Below are 15,937 nucleotides of genomic sequence, written 5' to 3' on the forward strand. Positions count from 1 at the left end.
AGAGCCGGACGTCCCCGTTGATATGGCAGGATACGAGATCGTCCCGCGAGAACGCCATGTCATCCAGCTTTCGCTCGGCATCCGCCTCGCTCGGCTCGACGAATATCCGCGTGGCGCGGACGACGGCGCCCGGCCAATTCTCCATCCACGCGACCAGCCTTTGCTGGCCTGCCCGCTCATCGGGCCCGATAATCGCCGTAATCGTCGACGCCTCCGTATGCTGCTCCCAGATGAACTGCGAGCCCGAATCGGTCGACGATGTCACGTGCCGCGATTCGGCGTCGACCGCGAACTCCATGCCGTCGGGCGCGGACCGCAGCATGCGATCTTCCTGCTGCCGCTGGTCTCCGCTGATCACCCAGACCATCTGAACGATTTCGCAGGGCGCCGGCACGGCCGCAAACCGACGCATATGCATTTCGCGGACGAGGCCGCGCCGGAGCGGATGTTCGGCAAAGGTCATTTCCGACCGATATCATATTGCGACGATAATGGGTGACAATCCTCGGTCGGGCGCGGGCCGACCCGGCGACGAATACCGGCCTGCCGCATGGACGGACCACCGCCGCTTCGCCGAACCGGCACGACGGAACCGTGCGGGCCTGTCTGTTCGAAAAAATGGTGCCCGGGGACAGAATCGAACTGCCGACACTGCGATTTTCAGTCGCATGCTCTACCAACTGAGCTACCCGGGCATCGCCGCCGGTCGGGCGGGAAACGCGCCTATAGGCTGGGTCAGCTATCGCTGTCCAGCCCGTTTGTGCGGCGCGCCAGAAGTTCGGGATCGGCCGGCGGGCCGGGGACGCGATAGCCGTCGCCCAGCCATTGCAGCAGATCGCGATTGCGGCATCCGTCGCTGCAAAAGGGTCTGTGCTCGGCGCTCGGCTTCGCGCCGCAGACGGGACAGGATTTGGATCGGTTGGTGCCGGGCATGACGGATTCCATATGGGGTAGCCCCGCCGGCTGGCAAGAAGGGATTTGCCTGCCGGACCGGACCGGCGGCCGGGCCCGATGGATCACAGCAGCGCGAGACTGTCGAGATCGAGGATCTGCCGCGCCGGGCGCTCGGCCATCACCGCGAACATCTCGTCGCCGCGCTCGGTGCGCTGGACGTTCATCGACGCGAAGATCGCCATGACGAAGCCGGAAAAGGCGCCGAGGCGATAGCCTTCACGGCATTGTCGCGGATCGGCGGGCGCGCCGAGCGCCTGGAGCTGCGCGACATAATCGTCGACGAGCCGTTCTTCCTCCGCCGCCCGCCGCGCCGGATCGGCGATGCTGGTCCCGATCAGATAGGCGATGTCGACGGGCCCCAGGCCGATGCCGACCGTCTGCCAGTCGACCACCGTCACCGCGCCGGTTTCGGGGTGGAACAGCAGATTGTCGATGCGGAAATCGCCATGCGTCACGGTCCGGGCGTCGGGGCCCCGGTCGAGATAATCGTCGAGCCGGGCGATGAACGCATCGCCCATCTCGAAGATCTCGGCGCCGAGCCGTCCCCGGTAGCGATCCTTGAAGCCCTGGTAGAGGCCGGGCAGCAGGGCCCGGACGAGATGCTTGTTTCCCGTACCGAACCGAAACCAGGCATGGTCGTCGAGCCGCGGCGAGTTCCAGAGCGGGGCGTGCAGCTTGGCCGCTTCCGCGATGGCGGCTTCGATCATCGGAATATCGGCGCCCCGGAGCTGGTCGCCTTGCCGCGCGGGCGCCATGTCGCCGAGCAGCAGCGCGAAATCGATCTCGTTTTCGGCGATTTCGGCATGATAGCAGGGCGGGCAGGCGACCGGGAGTTCGTCGGCGAGATCCTGGTACCAGCTGATTTCCAGCGTGTAATTGTGCACGGTCTTGGCGATCTGCCGACTGTCGGCATTGGCGCTCGGGCATTTGGCGACGATCCGATCGGGCCCGTCATGCCCGTCCCAGTCGAGCGTCAGCCGGAAACTGTCGCACATCTGTCCGGTGCCGATGGTTTTTGCGGTAAAGCCCTTGAGCGCGCCGGCCGGCGCGCCGAGCTTGTCCTCCAGCCAGGCGTTGGTGAACTGTTCGGGGCGGGTCGGTATCGCGTTCATTTCAGCCCGCCGGGTCCAGCAGGCCGCTGAAGCCGCTCGGCGCGTGCGGGCCGATCAGCAGCTGTTCGAGAACGCCATGGCCGCGATGCTCTTCTCCGGCCAGCGTCAGCGTCGCGCGGGCGAAGGCCTGGATGTGCCAGTGCAGCTGCTGATGCGGATCGGCGTCGGCCGCCGCGATCGTGTCATAGGCCGTTTCGGGCCCGCCATGATCCATGCCGTGGCCCCAGACCGGGTGGGTATAGCCCAGCCCGGACATGTGGAAGTCCGGGCCGACCGGCTCTATCCGGAGCGTCGCCTCGCCATCGGGCGTCAGCGAAACAAGCAGCGATTCGACGCGCCGCGTCTCGCCCGCATAGCGGACCTCGTACCGGATATGGTCGTAATCCGTCGCGCCGCTCTCCAAGGCGTCGACCACCGCCCGGCGGTTCCACCCGGCGCCCTCGGCATCGTCATTCGTATGGAAGAAGGTCGCGTGGCCGGGAAAGTTGAGCGGCGCCCAGAGCCAGTAGAATTGCGGCAGCGAACCCGCGGGCGGCGGCTGGGATTCCGGCGCGCCGACGGGGCGGATGCCCCAGCTCCGGTCGCGCGTTCCGAAATGCGTCCCGCCCGACAGCGCGTGGTCGCGGCCGTCGCAGCGGATCGTGCCGGACCAGCTCCCGCTCTGCGTCATGCGCGTATAGTCCATGAACATGCGCGGTCCGTTGCGGCGGGTGAAGCGCGGCTCCTCGATCGGCGCGTGGCGCGCGGTGAAGACGATATCGGCGGTGACCGGGCTGTCATTGTCCGAGACGGTCAGGCGCAGCTCCCGGAGCGGCTCGACGATCTCGATCCGGACCGGGCCGACCGCGAGGTCGAGCCGTTCCGATCCGAGCCGCCGCGAGGCGCGGATATTGTGCTGAACGCCGTCGATCAGCAGGCAGAAACTCGCATCGATGATATCGAGCTGCGGATAGAGGCCCATCGCCGCGGCGAAGAACAGGCTCCCGTCCCCGCTGTAACCGTTGAAGAAATAGCGGTCGTAGAAATTACGGTCGGTGCCCGCATGGGCGACCGGCTCCGGCGTCTGGTGCAGCGGATAATCGTCGCCCTTGGTCAGCATGTGCACTCCTCTCCCGCGGGGTACGTTGGCACATTATCGGCAACGCGCAAATAGCGGGGTCAGGCGGGATGCTCGGCGCTGGCATGGCCGTTCCACATGCCGATCGCCGGGTCGGGCCGGAGTGCGAGCGGCGCGCCGGTCCGCCGTTCGAGCGCCGCGCGCCATTCGCGCCGGTCTTCGAGATATGCGAGGATCGCCGGATGCGCGGTCAATGTGCGGGTGCCCGAACCCGCAACGCGTTCCGCCCGGCGCAGCAGCGCGCGCGCTGCGGTCGCGCCCGTCTCATATTGCGCCCGCTCGATCAGGGACGGGCGAATGCGGCGGCGGACGACCTGTAACAGGCCGAAACCGTTGACCGCCGTGCGCTCGAACGGCGCGGGCAGCGCGGCGTCGAGCGCGTCGGCGGCGGCCTGTCGGTCGGCTCTCGACGCAAGGCTCGGCAGGTCGATCACCGTCGATCCGCCGATGCCGAACTTTCGGATCGCGGCGCCCGCGGCCCGCGCTCCGGCGACCGCCAGCTCCGCGGGGGGAAGCGCGCCATCGACATCGATCACGGTCATCGCCGGGGTCAGCGCGATGCGCAGCGCGCCGCCCGGAAAGGGAACCGCGCCGGTCGCCGCCTGTTCGAGAAGTTCGGACCAGCCCGCCGCCTCGAGCGCATCGGGTTCATGGCCGGCCAGCGTTCGAACCGGGATGCCCGTCGCCGTCAGCCGGTCGCGGAGGGGCGGCGCCGGTGCCGCGCTGCTGCCCTTGGCTGCCGGTTTCGCCCGGGCGCGCTTTCTCCGTCCGGGTTCCGGGATCGCCGAGCGGACGATCTCGACGAGCACGGTCGCGCCCTCGGTCGCATCGGCGGGCAGCGGCGCGATCAGCGCCTTCTCGCCGCTGGCGAGCGCGAGCCGCCCCGTGCCCCGGCCGGGCAGGATTTCGGCAAGCCGCGCGTCGCAGATCGCGCCGGGCCGGGCCCCGTCGCTTTCGGGTTCGAGATGGGCTTCGACGATCGCGCCGTCCTCGACCAGCGCCGCGCGCGCCTCGCCGATTCCGTCCTCGTAGAGCCACTCAGCCAAGGGGATATCCGGCGCTTTCGAGCAGCGTGCGCGTCTCGTAGAGCGGTAGGCCGATCACGCCCGAATGGCTCCCCGCCAGGAAACGGACCCAGGCTTCGGCGAACCCCTGGATGGCATAGCCGCCGGCCTTGCCGCGCCATTCGCCGCGGGCGAGATAGGCGGCGATCTCGGCGTCCGTCAGCCGCTTGAAGGTGACGATCGTCGTCGAGAGCCGGTGGCGCGCCTGTCCGGTCGCATCGATCAGGGTCACCGCCGAGAGCACGCGGTGCCGCCGGCCGCTCAGCAGGGCGAGACAGTCGCGCGCCTCGCCCTCGTCTTCGGTCTTGGCGAGGATGCGGCGGCCGGCGGCCACGACGGTATCGGCGGCCAGCACCGGCGAGCCGGGATGGCGCGGCGCGACAGCGGCGGCTTTTTCCGCCGCCATGCGCATCGCATAGTCGCGCGGCAGCTCGCCGCTCCGGGGCGTCTCGTCGATATCGGCGGGGTCCGTTTCCGCCGGCTCCACGCCGATCCGGGCGAGCAGTTCGCGGCGGCGCGGGCTGGCGGAGGCGAGGACCAGGGACAGCGGGCGCATCGGCGCGCTTCCCGGCCTATTTGAAGCGATAGGTGATGCGGCCCTTGGTCAGGTCATAGGGCGTCAGCTCGACCAGCACTTCGTCGCCGACGAGCACGCGGATGCGGTTCTTGCGCATCTTGCCGGCCGTGTGGCCGAGAATTTCATGATCATTTTCGAGTTTGACGCGGAACATAGCGTTGGGAAGCAGTTCCACAACATGTCCGCGCATCTCGAGCAGTTCTTCTTTTGCCATATCCGTCCATATAGTCCCGAAAATTCGCGCTGCCATAGCGGGATAGCGCGCGAAAGGGAAGGTGTTGGCCGATTTCGGCCGATGGGCCGGAAACCGGGTCTGGATACCCTAGTCGCTGCGGCCGATCGTCCGGCGCGTCTTTTCGATCGTGCGCCAGGCGAGCGACTTGGCGCGGTTGCGGCGCGGGAAGCGCCGGGGTGCGGCCGGATCGAGCCCGAACCGGCGCATCAAAGCGTTCATCTGCCGCGCATATTGCTCCTCATAGCTCCACGCCGACCGCCAGGTGATCGACAGCGAGATCGACGGATCCGCACCGTTCTTCACCCAGTGCGGCGCCTTGACCGGAACGTAGAGCGCATCGCCCGGGGTCAACCGGAAGGCGGTGCCGCGCGCGGCGAAATCGTCCCGCCAGACGAGATTGTAATGGCCCTCGAGGTGAAACGCCTCATGCGCCTCGCCGGGCGCGAGCATTTCGTCGTCCGCCGGAAAGACGGTCATCCGCTTCTCGCCGGTCAGCTGCATCAGGATGTTGTGCTCCCCGTCCATGTGGAAGGGAGTCACCGAACCCGGCGAGGAGACGAAGATGAAGGCCTCGCGCCCGAGCATCGGGCCCGTCACCGGTTCGGCGACCGCGGCGATCTCGGCGAGCAGGCCATCGAGCAACCGGCCGTAATCGGGATCCTGGTCGGCCGCCTTGAACACCATCCAGCTGTTGTTGGTCGCGATCGAGCGGATCGTGTCGGCGGGCGACAGTCCGTTGGGCGGCGCTCCCGCGCGGCCCGGATCGATCGCGATATCGCCGCGGAAGCTGAGCATGTCGCCCGGCCGCATGCGGCCCGCCAGCGCGATCAGCGCATCCGGCTGCAGCAGGGGATGCCCGGCGAGCCGGTGCCGGAGCGGCATGGGCTGTTCGGGATAGGCTTCGGCCAGATCCGCGACGGCGGCTGGCAGGAAAACCGGTTCGCTCATGCCTTCTTCCCCGCCGCTCCGGCCGGTTGCGATTCGGCGGCTCCGGGGATCAGCTCGCGCAGTTTCCGCGAGCTTTTCTCCAGCGCCCGGGCTCCGGCATGGACGAGGCGGCGCTTGAGACCCTTGAGATCGACCGTGACGCGGACGATCGACCGGCGTTCGGACCAGAGGCTCTCCACCGGATGGCCCGGCGCCGTGCAGCTGTCCTGCCAGTCGATATCCGGATCGTCGAGCAGCCGCAGATTGTCGATCTGCAGCAGCAGGCCGGGCGAAAAGCGCGCATAGTCCTGATCGAAACAGGCCTTGAAACCGAACGCGCCGGGCCCGGCGCGCAGGCTCGTGAGCATCGCGATCGGCTTGCCGTCGAGTTCCAGCCGCAGGAAATGGAGGCGGTCGCGGGAAAAGGCCGCGGCCATCGTATCCCGGAAAAAGGCGGCGGCATCGGGGCAGCAGGCGAGCGCGGATCCCGCCTCGCCCTTCCAGCCCGAACGCTCCATTTCGAGGAAGTCGTCGCACCAGGCGGCAAGGTCTCCGGCGTCCTGCAACTCGCGCGTTTCGAGACGGCCGAGCTCGCCGAGCCGGCGGCGCAGCCGCCCGCATTCGTCGCGCCGCTTCTTGCGCAGATTCTGCTTCAGATAGTCGTCGGGCGACAGGTCGCTCGCGAGCAACGCACGTTCCTCGCGATGGACGATCGCGCACTCGCGGCCGAGCGATCGGGCGGCGTCTTCGAGACCCCGGTGCACGGGACCGTTTTCGACCAGCCCGTCGAAATGCAGGAAACCCCGCGCCCACTCGTCCTCGTCGAGCGCGGTGATCAGGGCCGTCCAGAATGTTTCTTCGCTGCCCCGGCGGACGAGCGGCGTGCCGAGAAACATGTTGGCATGCTGCCAATTCTCGACATGGTCGACGGTCAGCCGGCCATAGTCGCTCCGTCTGCCCAGCGGAGCGATACCGACAAGACCGTCATCGTCGTCGACGATCGCGATCCGGCACGCCTGGTCCCCGGCGGCATATCGTCGGCTGGCCTCGATGAACCAGCGCTCGGCGAACGGGTTGGGTTCGGCGGCATAGACGGCCAGCGCGTCCCAGGCCGGGCGCATCGGGGCGGGTATCGTGACGCCGTCATAAAGCGCGACCCGCACGGCGTCGGCGGGGTTCGCCCGCCGGATCTGCAGGCTGTGATTCAGCGAACGGGTTTCGGCCGGATGCATGCGCAAAAATTCCTCTCACGAATTTCGCACGGTCATAGCCGAATAGCGTTAAGCCGAGCCTAACCGTGATGCCGATACGAACCCGCGCATCGGTTCAGCCGCGCCGCGTGGCGCGCCGCGCCTTGTCGATCGTCCGCCAGGCCAGCGACTTGGCGTAATTCTGGTGCGGAAACCGCCGGGGCGGCGCCGGTTCGAGACCGAACCGGCGGAGCGTGGCGTTCATCTCGCGCGCATACATTTCGCGATAGGCCCATTCCGATTGCCAGGTGATCGACAGCGACAGCGAGGGCGCGGGGCCGTTCTTCACCCAGTGGGGCGCCTTGACGGGCACGTAGATCGCCTTGCCGGCGGGCAGGTCGAACGCCCGGCCCCGCGCCGCGAAATCGTCGCGCCATTGCAGGTTGCGATGGCCGCCGCGATGAAAGGCTTCGTGCGCCGTTCCCGGGGCGAGTTCCTCGTCATCGGCCGGAAAGACCGTCATCGTCTTGCCGCCCCTGATCTGCAGCAGGATATTGTGCTCCGGATCCATGTGGAAGGGCGTCACGGCGCCCGGCGACGAGAGGAAGACAAAACCTTCGAGCTTCAGCATCTCGCCCGTCACGGCGCGCACCACGGGTTCGATCTCGGCCAGCGTTTCGTGCAGGAAATCGCGATAGGCGGGGATCTGTTCGATGAATTTCAGCACCATCCAGCTGCCGTTGGTCTCGATGCTGTCGAGCGTCTCCTTGATGCCGAGTCCGTTCTCCGGCACGTCCGCCGGATCGATGCCGACCGGCAGGTCGGCGCGGTTATACTCGACGTCGATCGGCCGCATCGCGAGCGCCAGCTCGGTCAGCGCGGCATGGCTCAGCAGCGGATGATCGGCCAGCCCGTGGTCGAGCAGCGTCGGCGTTTCGGGATAGGCGCTCCGCAGCGTCGCGAGCGCCGCATCGCCGAATATCCGCGTTTCATCCATTGTGTCGTCCCTTCATCGTGCGCGCCGCGCGGCGCAGCCGGGCGGCGCCGTTCTCGGCGAGACGGCACGCCCGGAAGACCAGCGCGTCGCATGGCCCGCCGAGCGGCACCGATACGCGGACGATGTCGCGGCGTTGGCCCCACAGGCTGTCGATCATCGCGTGATCCTCGGCCGCGCAGCTGTCGAGCCAGTCGATGTCGCGGCGCTCGAGGATGCGCAGATTGTAGCGTTCGATAAGGACGCCGGGCGAATGGCGCGCATATCGCTCGTCGAACGCGATCTTGAAGGAGAAGCCTCCGGGCGGGGCGAGGAAGTTGATCAGCATCGCGATCGGCCGGCCGTCGAGATCGAGCCGGTGGACGTCGAGTTTGCCGGCGGCGTGCGCGCCGGCGGCGGCGATCCGGAGGAATTGCGCGAGGGCGGGGTCGCAGGCTAGCGCGGAACCCGCCCGGCCTTTCCAGCCATCGCTTTCGAGGCGCAGGAACGCGTCGATCCACGGTTCGGCATCGTCGTCCGGCGCCAGCGTCCGGTAGGCCAGCTCGCCCATTTCGCCGAGCCGGTTCTCCAGGCGGTTGAGTTCCTTGCGCTTCTTCTTGCGGATGTTCGCGTCCCAATAATCCTGCGGCGTCCGGTTGCTGCTGAGCAGCGCCCGCCGCGTCCGCTGCACGACATCGCAGGGGCGCTCCAATTGTGCCGCCGCCGTTTCGAGACCGCGCATGACCCGTCCATCGGCGGTCAGGCCCCGGACATGGAGCAGCCCCTTCGCCCAGCCGGCTTCATCCAGCCCGGTGAGAAGCGCTGTCCAGAATGGCTCTTCCATCCCGCGCCGGACGAGCGGGATGCCGAGAAAGCTGTTGTGATGTATCCAGTTCTGGACATTGGCGACCGGAATCCGGCCGTAGAAGGGCCGCACGGTGACCGGCATCAGGCCGACGAGCAGGCCGCTTTGCGACGTCACGACCGCAAGCCAGATATCGGCGGCGTTCGCCAGCAGCGCCAGCGCCGGCTGGAGAAACCAGCGTTCGGCGAAACTGTTGGGCTCCGCCGCCTGGTCGGCGAGCACCGTCCACTGGGCCGCTAAGCTCGCGGACAGCGAATCGGGCGCGTGGAAGGTGCAGACCAGTTTGGAACGATCGGTAACGCTGACCGGACGGGTCCGCGCGCCCAGCAGGGCGCGTTGGGGGACGAGGGTCGTTTCCGACGGGATCGAAAGGGCGTCGCCCGCATACATGCTATACTCTCCGGCTCTGGATCGACGGGATGTAGCGCAGGTTCGGTTAAATCTGTTCTTACGGGCGCGGTTAGCGGAGACGGTTAATCCGCCGACCATGGCGTCGGCGACGTCCCAAGAAAAAGCCCCGCCGGACGAATCCGACAGGGCCAAGGTTCAGGAAAGGTCTAGCTGTCATATTTTCGCCGCGATTGCAACAATCGCAAGCGCGGGCCGGTGCCGTGAACTTCCGTGATGAAGTTTCCGGCGAAAGGCCTTGTCGCGATTTCGCGCTCGCGAAATTCCGACGAACTAGTGCACGCCGCCGGCGAGCGCCGCGAGCAGCAGCAGGGCCACGATGTTCGTGATCTTGATCATCGGGTTCACCGCCGGGCCGGCGGTATCCTTGTAGGGATCGCCGACCGTATCGCCGGTCACGGCGGCCTTATGGGCTTCGGAGCCCTTGCCGCCATGATGGCCGTCCTCGATATGCTTCTTGGCGTTGTCCCATGCGCCGCCGCCGCTCGTCATCGACAGCGCGACGAACAGGCCGGAGACGATCACGCCGAGAAGCAGCGCGCCGAGTGCGGCGAAGCCGTTCTCCTGCCCGCCGACCGCCGTGATCACGAAATAGACCACGATCGGCGCGAAGACCGGGAGCAGGCTCGGTACGATCATCTCCTTGATAGCCGCCTTGGTGACGAGATCGACGGTGCGGGCATAGTTGGGACGGCTCGTGCCTTCCATGATGCCCGGATTGTCGCGGAACTGCGCGCGCACTTCCTCGACCACCGCGCCGCCGGCCCGGCCGACGGCCATCATGCCCATCGCGCCGAACAGGTACGGCAGAAGCGCGCCCAGCAGCAGCCCGACGATCACGTACGGATTGGAGAGCGAGAAATCGACGGTGACGTCCGGGAAGAATATCCCGAGATCGGTCGTGTACGCGCCGAACAGCACGAGCGCGGCGAGACCGGCCGAGCCGATGGCATAGCCCTTGGTCACGGCCTTGGTCGTGTTGCCGACCGCATCGAGCGCGTCCGTGCGGTTGCGCACTTCCTCGTCGAGTTCGGCCATTTCAGCGATGCCGCCGGCATTGTCGGTCACCGGGCCGTACGCGTCGAGCGCGACGACCATGCCGGCCAGCGCCAGCATCGAGGTCGCGCCGAAGGCGATGCCGATCACGCCCGCCAGCTGATAGGCGACGATGATGCCGATGCAGATCACGATGGTCGGCAGCGCGGTCGCCTCGAGGCTGACCGCGAGGCCCTGGATCACGTTCGTGCCATGGCCGGTTTCGGACGCCTTGGCGATCGACCGGACCGGGCGGAAATTGGTGCCCGTATAATATTCGGTGATCCAGATGATGATGCCGGTGATCGCGAGGCCCAGCAGCATGCAATAGAAGAGGCTCATGCCGGTGAAGCTGGTGTCCCCGATCGTGCCGAGCGTCGCGCCCATGTCGCCGACGGTAATCTGCGTCACGAAATAGAGCGCGATCGCCGACGTTACGGCGGTGACGATGAAGCCCTTGTAGAGCGCGCCCATGATCGAGTTGCTCGAGCCCAGACGCACGAAATAGGTGCCGAGGATCGAGGTCAGGATGCACAGCCCGCCGATCACCAGCGGCAGCGCCATCAGCGGCAGCAGGTTGTCGCTGGTGCCGAGCAGCAGCGCGATCAGCACCATGGTGGCGCCGACGGTGACGACATAGGTTTCGAACAGGTCGGCCGCCATGCCCGCGCAGTCGCCGACATTGTCGCCGACATTGTCCGCGATCGTGGCGGGGTTGCGGGGGTCGTCCTCCGGAATACCGGCTTCGACCTTGCCGACGAGATCGGCGCCGACATCGGCGCCCTTGGTGAAGATGCCGCCGCCGAGACGCGCGAAGATCGAGATCAGCGACGCGCCGAACGCCAGCGCGACGAGCGCGTCGACGACCGTGCGGCTGTTGGCTGCCTCGCCGAGCGGGCCGGTGAGAATGTAGAAGAAGACCGAGATGGCGAGCAGCGCGAGACCGGCGACGAGCAGGCCGGTGACGGCGCCGGCGCGGAAGGCGACGGTGAGGCCGCTCTGCAGGCTTTCGCTGGCGGCCTGCGCCGTGCGGACGTTGGCGCGCACCGAGATGTTCATCCCGATATAGCCGGCCACGCCCGACAGCACGGCGCCGAGCACGAAGCCGATCGCCGAGAGATAGCCGAGGAAGATACCGACGAGCACCGCGACGATAACGCCGACAAAGGCGATCGTGCGATACTGGCGGCCCAGATAGGCGCTCGCGCCCTCCTGGATGGCGCCGGCGATTTCCTGCATTTTTTCGTTGCCGGCGCTCGCCGCGAGCACCTGGCGGCTGGTCACGATGCCATAGAGCACGGCGAGCAGGCCGCACACGATGGCCGCGACAACAATCGTCATCGGTTCTAGAATCATTTGGGTTTAGCCCCCTTGGCAGTTGGTTTCCCGCATAGAAAGACGCGCCCGGGACCGGACGCGTGCGGAGTTAAGCGCGCTATAGAATGAGAGGCGCGGCCAGTGCAAGCCGGTTCGTCGGCACCCGGGCCGGCCGGCGGGTGCGCCTAATGTTCCCAGCCGAGTTTTTCCGGCAAGCGCAGCGGACGGCCGCCTTCCTGCAGCAGCAAGCCCACGCCCGCCTCGACCAGTCCGACGCACTGGATCTGCGCGTCGAGATCGTCGGCGACCCGTTCTATCTGGCGCCGGTTGCGCGGGGGCACGGCGAAGAGGAGCTGATAGTCGTCGCCGGTCGTGGCCGCTTCGAGCGACGCTTCGCGCGTATCGCCGCGGATGCCGACAAAGGCGTCCGACAACGGCACGTCGATGCTCTCGATCACGATCCGGACTCCGCTGGCTTCGGCCATGCGTTTCGCGTCGATCAGCAGCCCGTCCGATACGTCCATCATCGCCGAGACCAGGGGCGCGAGCTTCTGCCCGAGTTCGAGCTGGGGGATCGGCCGGCGATAGGCCTGGAGCAGCTCGTCCGGGCCCTCGATCTCGCGCTTGGCGATGGCGAGCCCGAGGCCCGCATCGCCGAGCGTCCCGCTGATCCACAGATCGTCGCCCGGCGCCGCGCCGTCTCGCCCGGGAACGAATTCCGCGTCGCCGATCGCCGTCATGCCGAACTGCCGCGCCGATCCGGGCGGTACCCGCACGGTGTCGCCGCCGATCAGCGGACAGGAAAAGCGGGCGAGCGCTTCTCCCAGCCCATCGGCGAAACGCGAATCCCATTCGGCATCGCCCGAAAGGCTGTAGGCCATCAGCGCGCCGGTCGGCTTCGCCCCCTTGGCGGCGAGATCGGAGAGATTCGCCGCGACGAGTTTCCAGCCGATCGATTCGGGTGGATCGCCGGGCAGGAAATGGATGTTCTCGACGATCACGTCGTGGGTGAGCACGAGGGTGCGGCCGCCATGGGTCAGGCTCGCTACATCGTCGGTCAGCCCGCGCGCCGCCGGATGCGTCGCAAACGGGCGCAACTGCTCGATAAAGTCCGATTCGCTGCTCATCGCGAAACTCGCTAGCAGAGAAAGCGGCCGGATATCTCTACAAATCCTTGACGGAAACGGACGCTAGGCGCGGACCTGCTTCGCGATCGCGTCGAGCAGGCCGTTGACGAAGCCTTTTTCGCGCTTTTCGTAAAAGGCGTCGGCGACATCGACATATTCGCCGATGATCGTGGCGACCGGGACATCGGGCCGGGCCAGCAATTCATAGGTCCCGGCGCGCAGTATCTGCTTTTGCGGCCGGTCGAGCCGGTCGAGCGACCATCCCTCGGCGAGCTTGCCGGCGATCAGCGCGTCGATTTCGGCGCGGCGGGCGTTGATGCCGGACACGATATCGTCGAAAAAATCGACCTCGGCCTCGGCGAATTCGACATCCTCGATGACCGCGCCGAGCCGGTGGTCGTGAAACTCCTTCAGCAGGCGGGCGAGCGGCGTGCCCTCCATCTCCTGCTGGTAGAGCGCCTGGACCGCGGCCAGCCGGGCGGCGGATCGGGATTGGGACCGCTGGCTCATCCGGCGGTCTTCATCCGCAGCTGGCCGAGAAAGTCGCGCTTGCCGATCTGTACGCCTTCCGCCCGCATGATGTCGTAGGCGGTCGCCGCGTGGAAGTAGAAATTCGGCTGGGCGAAGGAGAGCAGGAAATTCTCGGCGGTGAAGGGGATCACCATCTCGCCGAACGAGAACTGCATGTCCCGCCCCATGAAGGAATCGATTTCGGCCCGGTCGATCGCCCCGAGCGCCTCCGCGGCGGCGGCGAGCTTGCCCTTGAGCGCGGCGAAGCTGTCGGGCGGAGCCGACGTGTCGGGCGTGTAGTTGCCCGCCCGTACGCCTTCGATCGCGCCGAGCGAATGCTCGGAGACGCATTTCACCTGGTAGGAGAAGGGCAGCATGTCGTCGATCAGCCGCGCCTGGACGAAGTCCTGTTCCGGGCGCCCGGATTCGGCGCAGAAAGCCCGGGCCTTGTCGACGAGCGCGTCGACCGATCCGATGATCTGCAAATTTCCGGGAATGATCGCGTCGTAGAGGGAAAAGGCCATGTCGGACTCCTGATGCCGGGTTTGCGTTGCGGCTTAGCGTTGCGGCAGCCGCTTGGCGACCGATTGCGCATGGGCGGGCAGGCCTTCGGCCTCGGCCAGTTTCACCGCCGCGGGGCCGATGGCGGCCAGGCCGTCTTCTCCGCACTGGAGAAAGCTCGTGCGCTTCATGAAGTCGAGTACCGAAAGACCGGAGGAAAAGCGCGCGCGGCGGCCCGTCGGGAGGACGTGGTTGGGCCCGCCCACATAATCGCCGATCGCTTCGGGCGTCAGCCGGCCGAGAAAGACCGATCCGGCGTGCCGCACCTTCGCAAACAGCGGATCGGGATCGTCGACGGCCAGTTCGAGATGTTCGGGCGCAAGCCGGTCCGACAGCGCGATCGCGTCCTCGAGCGCCTCGACGCGGATGATCGCGCCATTGGCCTCCCAGCTCGCCCGCGCGGTTTCGCCGGTCGCGAGTTCGCCGAGCTGCGTCTCGACGGCGGCGGCCACCGCATCGGCGAAATCGGCGCTGTCGGTGAACAGGATCGACTGGCTCGTCGGATCGTGCTCGGCCTGGGAGAGCAGGTCGGCGGCGATCCAGTCCGGGTCGTTGGCGGCGTCGGCGATGACGACGATTTCGGAGGGACCGGCGACCATGTCGATGCCGACCGTGCCGTAGAGCTGGCGCTTGGCTTCGGCGACCCAGGCATTGCCGGGGCCGACGACGACATCGGCGCGCGGGATCGTGTCGGTGCCGAAGGCGAGCGCGGCGACCGCCTGCGCGCCGCCGATCCGGTGGATATCGTGGACGCCGGCGATCTCGGCCGCGGCGAGGATCAGCGGATTGATCTCGCCGCCCGGAGTCGGCGTCACCATCACGATGCGATCGACGCCCGCGACCATGGCCGGAATTGCATTCATCAGCAGCGAGGAGGGATAGGCGGCCCGGCCGCCCGGCACGTAGAGCCCCGCCGTTTCGACGGCCGTCCAGCGCGATCCCATCCGCACGCCGGCATCGTCGGTCGTTTCGCTGTCCTGCGGCTTCTGCCTTTCATGGAACGCGCGGATCCGGCCGGTCGCCAGCTCGAGCGCCCTGCGCAACGCGGGATCGAGCCCGTCCAGCGCCATGCAGCGCTGTTCCTTGGCGATCGCGAGATCGAGCGAGGCCGGATCGAAACCGTCGAATTTCCGGGTGTAATCCGCGACCGCCGCATCGCCGCGCGCGCGGACATCGGCGATGATCGCCGCGACGTCGCGCGCGACATCGGGGTCCGTTCCGCGCCGCGCCTCGACCAGGCTCGTGAAGCGCGTCTCGAACTCGCCGTCCGAGGCGTCGAGCCTAAGCACCGGCGCCGCCGCCCACGATTTCGCGGAACCGCTCGACCATCGGCAGGATCTCGGGCCGCGTCTTGAACGCCGCCCGGTTGACGATCAGCCGCGAGGTGACCTCGCACAGGACATCCACCTCGACGAGCCTGTTGGCTTTCAGGGTTCCGCCGGTCGAAACCAGATCGACGATCCGCCGGGTCAGGCCGAGCGCGGTCGCGATCTCCATCGCGCCGTTCAGCTTCACGCATTCGGCCTGCACGCCCTTCGCCTCGAAATGGCGGCGGGTGAAATTGGGATATTTGGTCGCGACGCGGATATGGCTCCATTCGCGTATATCGTCGCGCGCCGCCAAATTTTCGGGCTCGGCGACCGACAGCCGGCAATGGCCGATGCCGAGATCGACCGGCGCGTAGATTTCCGAATAACGGAATTCCTCGAGCACATCGGAGCCGACGATGCCGAGCTGCGCCGCGCCATGGGCGACGAACGTCGCGACGTCGAAGGCGCGGACGCGAATGATGTCGAGATCCGGATTGTTCGTGCCGAAGCGCAGCGCGCGGCTCTGCTTGTCGTGGAAATCGTCATTGGGCACGATCCCGGCCTCGGCGAGGATCGGCAGCGCCTCGTCGAGGATACGTCCCTTGGGGATGGCGAAGATGATCGGATCGGCCATGGCGGGGTGCGCTTTACTTGG

Annotated in this window: 17 protein-coding genes and 1 tRNA gene; all 18 read right to left on the reverse strand. The window is 67.3% G+C overall.

Features of this window, described 5'->3' with window-relative positions; all coding sequences use genetic code 11:
• The coding region (locus ACTS1X_RS03130; RefSeq protein WP_442612925.1) for a DUF3422 family protein at positions 1–463 on the reverse strand (463 nt) is incomplete at its 3' end.
• A 156-nt stretch (positions 464–619) separates the two neighbouring features.
• A tRNA-Phe gene (locus ACTS1X_RS03135) sits at positions 620–695 on the reverse strand.
• A 40-nt stretch (positions 696–735) separates the two neighbouring features.
• A complete protein-coding gene (locus ACTS1X_RS03140) occupies positions 736–945 on the reverse strand; it encodes a DNA gyrase inhibitor YacG (RefSeq protein WP_442612926.1) in 210 nt (69 codons plus the stop codon).
• A gap of 71 nt (positions 946–1,016) precedes the next feature.
• A complete protein-coding gene (locus tag ACTS1X_RS03145) occupies positions 1,017–2,066 on the reverse strand; it encodes a phosphotransferase family protein (RefSeq protein ID WP_442612927.1) in 1,050 nt (349 codons plus the stop codon).
• 1 nt (position 2,067) lies between these two features.
• Positions 2,068–3,165, reverse strand: a complete 1,098-nt coding sequence (locus ACTS1X_RS03150; protein WP_442612928.1) for a hypothetical protein — start codon at positions 3,163–3,165, stop codon at positions 2,068–2,070.
• Between the two features lie 59 nt (positions 3,166–3,224).
• Complete coding sequence (locus tag ACTS1X_RS03155) at positions 3,225–4,229, reverse strand: ribonuclease (protein ID WP_442612929.1); 1,005 nt, start codon at positions 4,227–4,229, stop codon at positions 3,225–3,227.
• Positions 4,222–4,794 (reverse strand): Maf family protein, encoded by a 573-nt coding sequence (locus tag ACTS1X_RS03160; RefSeq protein ID WP_442612986.1) that lies wholly within the window; start codon positions 4,792–4,794, stop codon positions 4,222–4,224. Before ACTS1X_RS03160 ends, ACTS1X_RS03155 begins: the two co-directional genes overlap by 8 nt.
• A 25-nt stretch (positions 4,795–4,819) precedes the next feature.
• Positions 4,820–5,038 (reverse strand): translation initiation factor IF-1, encoded by a 219-nt coding sequence (infA, locus tag ACTS1X_RS03165; protein WP_176869654.1) that lies wholly within the window; start codon positions 5,036–5,038, stop codon positions 4,820–4,822.
• A 108-nt stretch (positions 5,039–5,146) separates the two neighbouring features.
• Entirely contained in the window at positions 5,147–6,007 is an 861-nt protein-coding gene (locus ACTS1X_RS03170) for a cupin-like domain-containing protein (RefSeq protein ID WP_442612930.1), read from the reverse strand.
• Positions 6,004–7,218: a GNAT family N-acetyltransferase gene (locus ACTS1X_RS03175; RefSeq protein ID WP_442612931.1), complete on the reverse strand. Its 1,215-nt coding sequence runs from the start codon at positions 7,216–7,218 to the stop codon at positions 6,004–6,006. Before ACTS1X_RS03175 ends, ACTS1X_RS03170 begins: the two co-directional genes overlap by 4 nt.
• Before the next feature lie 94 nt (positions 7,219–7,312).
• Positions 7,313–8,173, reverse strand: a complete 861-nt coding sequence (locus ACTS1X_RS03180; RefSeq protein WP_442612932.1) for a transcriptional regulator — start codon at positions 8,171–8,173, stop codon at positions 7,313–7,315.
• A complete protein-coding gene (locus ACTS1X_RS03185; RefSeq protein ID WP_442612933.1) occupies positions 8,166–9,404 on the reverse strand; it encodes a GNAT family N-acetyltransferase in 1,239 nt (412 codons plus the stop codon). Before ACTS1X_RS03185 ends, ACTS1X_RS03180 begins: the two co-directional genes overlap by 8 nt.
• 291 nt (positions 9,405–9,695) lie before the next feature.
• Complete coding sequence (locus tag ACTS1X_RS03190) at positions 9,696–11,798, reverse strand: sodium-translocating pyrophosphatase (protein WP_442612934.1); 2,103 nt, start codon at positions 11,796–11,798, stop codon at positions 9,696–9,698.
• Between the two features lie 161 nt (positions 11,799–11,959).
• A complete protein-coding gene (thiL, locus tag ACTS1X_RS03195; RefSeq protein WP_442612935.1) occupies positions 11,960–12,901 on the reverse strand; it encodes a thiamine-phosphate kinase in 942 nt (313 codons plus the stop codon).
• Positions 12,902–12,964: 63 nt separating this feature from the next.
• Positions 12,965–13,411, reverse strand: coding sequence for a transcription antitermination factor NusB (gene nusB, locus ACTS1X_RS03200; RefSeq protein ID WP_442612936.1), 447 nt, complete (start codon positions 13,409–13,411; stop codon positions 12,965–12,967).
• Entirely contained in the window at positions 13,408–13,935 is a 528-nt protein-coding gene (locus ACTS1X_RS03205) for a DUF1993 domain-containing protein (RefSeq protein ID WP_442612937.1), read from the reverse strand. The genes nusB and ACTS1X_RS03205 overlap by 4 nt, the downstream gene beginning before the upstream one ends.
• Positions 13,936–13,968: 33 nt before the next feature.
• Positions 13,969–15,261 (reverse strand): histidinol dehydrogenase, encoded by a 1,293-nt coding sequence (gene hisD, locus ACTS1X_RS03210; protein WP_442612938.1) that lies wholly within the window; start codon positions 15,259–15,261, stop codon positions 13,969–13,971.
• The gene (hisG, locus tag ACTS1X_RS03215) at positions 15,254–15,916 is read right to left on the reverse strand and encodes an ATP phosphoribosyltransferase (protein ID WP_442612939.1); all 663 of its coding nucleotides are present in this window, start codon (positions 15,914–15,916) and stop codon (positions 15,254–15,256) included. The genes hisD and hisG overlap by 8 nt, the downstream gene beginning before the upstream one ends.
• Between the last annotated feature and the right edge of the window lie 21 nt (positions 15,917–15,937).

The sequence above is a fragment of the Parasphingopyxis sp. genome (assembly GCF_052168275.1).
Taxonomy (GTDB): domain Bacteria; phylum Pseudomonadota; class Alphaproteobacteria; order Sphingomonadales; family Sphingomonadaceae; genus Parasphingopyxis.

What these genes read in the sequence shown, in the direction of transcription:
- ACTS1X_RS03150 (WP_442612928.1), bottom strand. Translation starts at nt 3,165, where the DNA reads ATGCTGACCAAGGGCGACGATTATCCGCTGCACCAGACGCCGGAGCCG.
- hisG (WP_442612939.1), bottom strand. Translation starts at nt 15,916, where the DNA reads ATGGCCGATCCGATCATCTTCGCCATCCCCAAGGGACGTATCCTCGAC.
- ACTS1X_RS03205 (WP_442612937.1), bottom strand. Translation starts at nt 13,935, where the DNA reads ATGGCCTTTTCCCTCTACGACGCGATCATTCCCGGAAATTTGCAGATC.
- infA (WP_176869654.1), bottom strand. Translation starts at nt 5,038, where the DNA reads ATGGCAAAAGAAGAACTGCTCGAGATGCGCGGACATGTTGTGGAACTG.
- ACTS1X_RS03175 (WP_442612931.1), bottom strand. Translation starts at nt 7,218, where the DNA reads ATGCATCCGGCCGAAACCCGTTCGCTGAATCACAGCCTGCAGATCCGG.
- ACTS1X_RS03145 (WP_442612927.1), bottom strand. Translation starts at nt 2,066, where the DNA reads ATGAACGCGATACCGACCCGCCCCGAACAGTTCACCAACGCCTGGCTG.
- ACTS1X_RS03190 (WP_442612934.1), bottom strand. Translation starts at nt 11,798, where the DNA reads ATGACGATTGTTGTCGCGGCCATCGTGTGCGGCCTGCTCGCCGTGCTC.
- ACTS1X_RS03180 (WP_442612932.1), bottom strand. Translation starts at nt 8,173, where the DNA reads ATGGATGAAACGCGGATATTCGGCGATGCGGCGCTCGCGACGCTGCGG.
- ACTS1X_RS03140 (WP_442612926.1), bottom strand. Translation starts at nt 945, where the DNA reads ATGGAATCCGTCATGCCCGGCACCAACCGATCCAAATCCTGTCCCGTC.
- nusB (WP_442612936.1), bottom strand. Translation starts at nt 13,411, where the DNA reads ATGAGCCAGCGGTCCCAATCCCGATCCGCCGCCCGGCTGGCCGCGGTC.
- ACTS1X_RS03185 (WP_442612933.1), bottom strand. Translation starts at nt 9,404, where the DNA reads ATGTATGCGGGCGACGCCCTTTCGATCCCGTCGGAAACGACCCTCGTC.
- ACTS1X_RS03170 (WP_442612930.1), bottom strand. Translation starts at nt 6,007, where the DNA reads ATGAGCGAACCGGTTTTCCTGCCAGCCGCCGTCGCGGATCTGGCCGAA.
- thiL (WP_442612935.1), bottom strand. Translation starts at nt 12,901, where the DNA reads ATGAGCAGCGAATCGGACTTTATCGAGCAGTTGCGCCCGTTTGCGACG.